Genomic DNA, 5,614 nt, shown 5'->3' with positions numbered 1-5,614 from the left:
ATGTCAATGTCAATGTCAATGTCAATGTCAATTCAGGCAGCGCGTGCCACCTGGCGCACGGCGCTGGACCTGGCGCATTCGACGATCGCCGGGATCGTGCTGACGGCCGCCGCCCCCTCCGGCGTCAACGCCTTCGTGCTCGCCAACCAGTTCGGCACCGGCAAGAACATCGCCGCGTCAACGATCACGCTGACGACGGCGCTCGGGGTTCTGACGGTCAGTTTCTGGGTTTTGCTGCTCGGCTATTGAGCAGGAAAAGGCGGGACTGAAAGCCCCGCCTGCTGTTGCCGCTTACTGGCCGGAAGCCGGCTGTTCGCTCTCCGCGGAACCGGGCGGCGTCGCCTCGGCGTCGGGCGCAGGCTCGGCGGTCGTACTTTCGGCATTGGCGGGGCCTGCGTCGGCATCGCCGGAAGCGCCGTCCGTTGCAGCGGGTGCGGCTTCGCCGCCTTCGGCCGGTGCGGCGACCTCGCCGGAACCATCGCCCGTCGCCGACCCCGCGTCCGCCGTCTCGTCCGACGGCGGCTCGGGGAAGGGCACGGGGTCGTTCGACATGGTGGAGAGATAGGCGATCAGGTCGGCGCGGTCCTCATCGTCGGAAAGGCCGGCAAAGCCCATCGCCGTTCCGGGAACATCCTTCTTCGGCGCCTTGATGAAGGCATCGAGGTTCTCATAGGTCCACAGGGTCTCGCCGCCATTGGCGTAGTCCTTCATCGCGGCGGAATAGGAGAAGCCTTCGTGGCTGGCAACCGGGCGGTTAACGATGTCCCACAGGTTGGGGCCGACCTTGTTGGGACCGCCCTCCGTGTCGGTGTGACAGGCCTGGCAGCGCTTGAAAACGCGTTCGCCGGCGTCCGGCGCGGCGCTGGCGAGCAGCACGGAGATCGGCGTTTCCTCGACCTTGGCCGGAGCGCCGCTCGCATCGGTCTCCGGCACGGCGATGACATAGCCTTCCGTTTCCGGAAGCCTCGGATCGAAAATCGCCTCGGACACGAAAGACACCGTCATCAGGACGAAGATCGTCCCCAACAGGGCCGCCAGGACCATATTGAGATTGAATTTCATTGCGTTGCAGCTCCCCTTCACCCGGCCTCTCTACCGGATCACCTTGCAATCTGGAAGAACCTATGTCTTTTGGTGCCGCGATGCAACGCTGCATCGGCACGTGAAACCCGCTCCTCCGGTTTGTGAGTGGCAAATAAACGAAGAGCTTGCAAGTGGCGATGAACAAAACCGACGAAACGATCGTCCTTATCCCGGCTCACATGGCCTCAACCCGCCTGCCCGGCAAGCCGCTGGCCGAAATCGACGGCAAGCCGATGATCATCCATGTCGCCGACCGCGCCCGCGAATCGGGCATGGGACGCGTTGTCATCGCCGTTGACGACCCGGGCGTTTACGAAGCGGTGGAGCAGGCCGGCTACGAGGTGGTCATGACCGGCCGCCAGCACCAGTCGGGTTCCGACCGGATTTTCGAAGCTCTAAAGAAGGTCGATCCGGACAAGAGGGCAAAGACCGTCATCAACGTCCAGGGCGACCTGCCGACGCTGGACCCGGCAACCATCCAGGCCTCGCTCCGGCCGCTCGAGAACCCCGATGTCGATATCGCAACGCTTGCGGTGGAAATCACCGATGAAAATGAAAAAACCGCCCCGCAGGTGGTCAAGGTTGTCGGCGCGCCGATCGGCGCCTACCGGCTGCGCGCCCTTTATTTCACGCGCGCCACCGCCCCCTGGGGCGAGGGCCCGCTCTATCACCATATCGGGCTCTATACCTATCGCCGCTCGGCCCTCGAACGGTTCGTCTCGCTGCCGCGCTCCTTCCTGGAAGAACGCGAAAAGCTCGAACAGCTCCGCGCGCTCGAACACGGCATGCGCATCGATGTCGAGATCGTGAAGACCGTGCCGCTCGGCGTCGACACGCCCGAAGACCTCGAAAAGGCGCGCAGGATCCTCGAAGGCAAGGGAGGCGCATCATGATCATGAAGACCAACCGCATCTCGTTCCAGGGCGAGTTCGGGGCCAATTCGGACATGGCCTGCCGGGACATGTACCCGGACATGGAACCGCTGCCCTGCAAGACCTTCGAGGACGCATTCCTCGCCGTTGAAAACGGCGACGCCGACCTGGCGATGATCCCGATCGAGAACACGCTTGCCGGCCGCGTCGCCGATATTCATTACCAGTTGCCCGATTCCAGGCTGTCGATCGTCGGCGAATACTTCATGCCGATACGCTTTCAGCTGATGGCTTTGCCGGGTGTTTCTCTGGACGAGATAAAGACCGTCCATAGCCATATCCACGCGCTCGGCCAGTGCCGCAAGATCATCCGCCGCAACATGTGGAACCCGGTGATTGCCGGCGACACGGCGGGCGCGGCAATGCTGGTGAAGGAGAAGGGCGACCGCACGATGGCGGCGCTCGCGCCGCGCCTCGCCGCCTCGCTCTACGGCCTCGACATCCTCGCCGAGAATGTCGAGGATTCCGACAGCAACATCACCCGCTTTGTCATCCTCTCCGACAGGGAAACCCGCGCGAAGCGCAACGGGCCGGACAGGACGATCGTCACCACCTTCGTCTTCAATGTCCGCAATATTCCCGCCGCCCTTTACAAGGCCATGGGCGGTTTCGCCACCAATGGCATCAATATGACCAAGCTGGAGAGCTACCAGATCGGCGGCAAGTTCATCGCCACGCAGTTCTACGCCGATATCGAGGGGCACCCCGACGATCCGGCCGTGGCGCGCGCGCTGGAGGAACTGGAATTCTTCTCCGAGAAGGTCCGCATTCTGGGCGTCTATGAAGGCCACCCCATGCGCCGGCATCTCCAGGCGCTTGGGGACGAGTAGGCCACAAGGGGCGACGCCGGAGCGCCGCCCTGCATCTTCTCCGGTCAGCTATCCGGTTCGCACACGCGGATGCGATGGCCGTCAGGATCGGCGATCACGAAGGTGGGACCGAAATCGGCGGTGACCAGCTGCTGCAGGATCGTGTGTCCCTCGGCTTTCGCGCGCTCGAAGAAAGCCGCCACGCCGCCGGGCTCCGACGTCATGATCCCGACTTCCATCATCCCCGGGCCGCCCTCCGCCTCGGGCTTGGCCGTGGATTTGCGCCACAGCCCGAGCATCAGGCCATTCGGCATGTGAAAGGCCGTAAAGCCCGGCGAAAGCGCATTTGGCTTTTGCCCGAGAAGGCGTTCGTAGAAGGCGCCGCTTTTTCCGGTGTCCTCGACATAAAGCACGACAAGATTGATGGCCGACATGATTTTCTCCGTTTCGTGTTTCGATACGAAGAAGGTTTAGGCTGCATCGCTGACAGTTTCCGTCAGCATCATGCGCCCGGCAATTGCCTGCGCCATTCGGCAAGAAGAACCGGCCTTCGCCGCGGATAACGCCGCCCGGTCTCGTTCAGAGCCGCGATCCGGTCGGTGCGGAAATGGCGGAAGTCCTGCCGCATCTCGCACCAGGCGACGACGATGCGCACCCTTTCAAAATAGGCAAGGCCGATCGGCCAGATGACGCGCGTGGTCACCTGGTCGCGCTCGTCGCGATAATCGATTTCAAGCACTTTCTCGGCGCGGATTGCGCTTCTGAGCGCGGCGATGTCCGCAGTGTCCTCCGTCACGGCGCGCGGACCGACGATCAGCGCCGTCTCGTCGACCGTCTCGGAAAGAGACTGCGGTAGAACGGCTGCGATCTTTGCCAGCGCCTGGCTGGCGGCGGTGGAAAGCTTCGGATCGCTGACCTTCTCCACCCATCGGCTGCCGAGCACCAAGGCCTCGATCTCGTCTTGCGAAAACATCATCGGCGGCAGCAGGAAGCCGGGCCGCAGCACATAGCCGACGCCCGCCTCGCCCTCGATCGCCGCGCCCTGCGCCCTGAGGCTGGCGATATCGCGGTAAAGCGTCCGGAGGCTGACATCGAGTTCGCGCGCCAGCGCATCGCCTGTGACCGGATAGCGTCTGGATCTGAGCGCCTGCAAAAGCGCCAACAGCCGCTCGGAGCGTGAACCCGCCACGGCTCAAGGCCAGTCGAGGAAATCACGCAACAACCGGAAGGCGATCGCGCCTTCCGGCGGCGCGTTGATGCCGCCTTCGTGCCGGCCTTCGACGATCGCTTCGAGTTCTTCGCGGGAAAACCATCGGCAGTCCTCGAGTTCCGCGTCATCGCGGCGGATCTCGAAGCTCTCGGCCTTCGCATAGCAGGCGAGCATCAGCGAATAGGGCATCGGCCAGGGCTGGGACGCGTGGTAGCGCACGGCGCCGACGCGGATGGCCGATTCCTCCAGCGTCTCGCGGCGGACGGCATCCTCGACGGTCTCTCCCGGCTCTAGAAACCCGGCAAGACACGAATAGCGGCCTTGCGGAAAATTCGGATTGCGCCCGAGAAGCACACGGTCGCGCTCCTCGTCGACGATCAGCATGATCACCACCGGATCGGTGCGCGGAAACATCATATGGCCGCAGGCCGTGCACTGACGGCGGAAGCCGCCGGCGGCCCCTTCCGCCTTGGCGCCGCAGCGTCCGCAGAAGCGATGATTGCGGGCCCAGACATTGAGGCTGGAGGCCAGCGCGACTGCCCCTTGCGTCTCCTCGTCGAAAAGCCCCTCGGAATAGATCGCCCTGACACTACTCGCCTTCAGATGCGCCGGCAGCGCCTCGGGGTCTAGCCCGAGTTCGATTGACAACAGCGGCACACCATTGAGGTCATGGCCGAGAAGAACGGCGCTTTCCCGGTCCGGCGACAAATCGAGGATCTCGTAGCGGGCGAAATAGGGATCGAGCACCTGCCGCTCGTGCTTGACGAGAGGCCTGCCGCCGGCAAAGGCGATGAAGCGGGCGCCCGGGGTGCGGGCCGCGGTGATGAGGCTGTCATCCGCGCGATGCTCGGAATCGCGGATGATCCGGCAACCGGCAAAGGCCGTCAGCGCGCTCGGGTCGTCATGCGGACCCGCCTTTTCGAAAATCGACCTCATGACCGGGCCATCGCCTCCGTGATCCTGTGCGCCAATGCCGTCATCTCGTCCTCATCCAGAGGCTCAGCCGTGCCATGGCCCCAGATCGGGCCGGGCCAGTTCGCATCGCCCTCGAACCTGGCGACGACATGGACGTGGAGCTGGCGCACCATATTGCCGATGGCGGCGATGTTGATCTTGTCGGCGCCGGTTGCCTCCTTCAGGGCCCTGGCGACCTCGTTGATCTCGAAGGTCAGCATGGTCTGGTCAAGCGGCGCCAGATCGAACACTTCGCTGACATCAGGGCGCTGCGGCACCAGCAGGAGCCAGGGCCAGCGCCCGTCCCGCATCAGCCGCAGTTCGGAGAGCCCCAGCGCGGTAATCAGCGCGCTGTCCCGCCGCAAACGTTCATCGAGCGTGAATTCCTGCATGTCGTCCCTGTTCATTCCTGAGCCGGACCGGTTCCGGTTCTCAATTTCGCCCTATCCAGACATGTCTATCAAACGGACGCAAGGCGACAACCGTCAAACAGCGTGCGAGAGGCAAGCCCCGAGAAAGTTTTTTCCGCGCGCTGCTTGCATTCAAACGGCAAATTGACGATATGTGCGGCCGGGAGGCTGGTGGTGGACGTGCCACTCGCCAACCGGGTCAGGTCCGGAAGGAAG

The 5,614-nt window shown here is 63.7% G+C and carries 8 protein-coding genes; 3 read left to right on the top strand and 5 right to left on the bottom strand.

Translation table 11 applies throughout. The features are described from left to right. The coding region (locus AC5DC2_RS18420) for an AEC family transporter (RefSeq protein ID WP_491699520.1) at nucleotides 1-249 on the top strand (249 nt) is incomplete at its 5' end. Nucleotides 250-291: 42 nt separating this feature from the next. On the opposite strand, the gene AC5DC2_RS18415 is transcribed toward AC5DC2_RS18420, so the two are convergent. Next, a complete protein-coding gene (locus AC5DC2_RS18415) occupies nucleotides 292-1,062 on the bottom strand; it encodes a c-type cytochrome (protein ID WP_491699519.1) in 771 nt (256 codons plus the stop codon). A gap of 158 nt (nucleotides 1,063-1,220) precedes the next feature. Here AC5DC2_RS18415 and AC5DC2_RS18410 point away from each other — a divergent pair, with 158 nt between their 5' ends. Together AC5DC2_RS18410 and AC5DC2_RS18405 are read left to right on the top strand one after the other, a co-directional pair. Continuing rightward, entirely contained in the window at nucleotides 1,221-1,976 is a 756-nt protein-coding gene (locus AC5DC2_RS18410; protein ID WP_491699521.1) for a 3-deoxy-manno-octulosonate cytidylyltransferase, read from the top strand. Beyond that, nucleotides 1,973-2,845, top strand: coding sequence for a prephenate dehydratase (locus AC5DC2_RS18405; RefSeq protein ID WP_491699518.1), 873 nt, complete (start codon nucleotides 1,973-1,975; stop codon nucleotides 2,843-2,845). Before AC5DC2_RS18410 ends, AC5DC2_RS18405 begins: the two co-directional genes overlap by 4 nt. 44 nt (nucleotides 2,846-2,889) lie before the next feature. Here AC5DC2_RS18405 and AC5DC2_RS18400 read toward each other — a convergent pair whose 3' ends face one another. The 4 genes from AC5DC2_RS18400 to AC5DC2_RS18385 form a co-directional block, all read right to left on the bottom strand. Beyond that, entirely contained in the window at nucleotides 2,890-3,258 is a 369-nt protein-coding gene (locus AC5DC2_RS18400; protein ID WP_024707567.1) for a VOC family protein, read from the bottom strand. A 68-nt stretch (nucleotides 3,259-3,326) separates the two neighbouring features. Then, nucleotides 3,327-4,013, bottom strand: a complete 687-nt coding sequence (locus AC5DC2_RS18395; RefSeq protein ID WP_491699517.1) for a helix-turn-helix transcriptional regulator — start codon at nucleotides 4,011-4,013, stop codon at nucleotides 3,327-3,329. Nucleotides 4,014-4,016: 3 nt separating this feature from the next. Beyond that, nucleotides 4,017-4,970, bottom strand: a complete 954-nt coding sequence (nudC, locus tag AC5DC2_RS18390) for an NAD(+) diphosphatase (RefSeq protein ID WP_491699516.1) — start codon at nucleotides 4,968-4,970, stop codon at nucleotides 4,017-4,019. After that, nucleotides 4,967-5,380 (bottom strand): HIT family protein, encoded by a 414-nt coding sequence (locus AC5DC2_RS18385; RefSeq protein WP_024707570.1) that lies wholly within the window; start codon nucleotides 5,378-5,380, stop codon nucleotides 4,967-4,969. Before AC5DC2_RS18385 ends, nudC begins: the two co-directional genes overlap by 4 nt. Between the last annotated feature and the right edge of the window lie 234 nt (nucleotides 5,381-5,614).

The organism is Martelella sp. (genome assembly GCF_984369615.1).
The sequence above is the reverse complement of the archived record's forward strand: the minus strand, read 5'-3'. Positions and strand labels throughout refer to the sequence as shown.

What these genes read in the sequence shown, in the direction of transcription:
- AC5DC2_RS18415 (WP_491699519.1), bottom strand. Translation starts at nt 1,062, where the DNA reads ATGAAATTCAATCTCAATATGGTCCTGGCGGCCCTGTTGGGGACGATC.
- AC5DC2_RS18410 (WP_491699521.1), top strand. Translation starts at nt 1,221, where the DNA reads ATGAACAAAACCGACGAAACGATCGTCCTTATCCCGGCTCACATGGCC.
- AC5DC2_RS18405 (WP_491699518.1), top strand. Translation starts at nt 1,973, where the DNA reads ATGATCATGAAGACCAACCGCATCTCGTTCCAGGGCGAGTTCGGGGCC.
- AC5DC2_RS18400 (WP_024707567.1), bottom strand. Translation starts at nt 3,258, where the DNA reads ATGTCGGCCATCAATCTTGTCGTGCTTTATGTCGAGGACACCGGAAAA.
- nudC (WP_491699516.1), bottom strand. Translation starts at nt 4,970, where the DNA reads ATGAGGTCGATTTTCGAAAAGGCGGGTCCGCATGACGACCCGAGCGCG.
- AC5DC2_RS18385 (WP_024707570.1), bottom strand. Translation starts at nt 5,380, where the DNA reads ATGCAGGAATTCACGCTCGATGAACGTTTGCGGCGGGACAGCGCGCTG.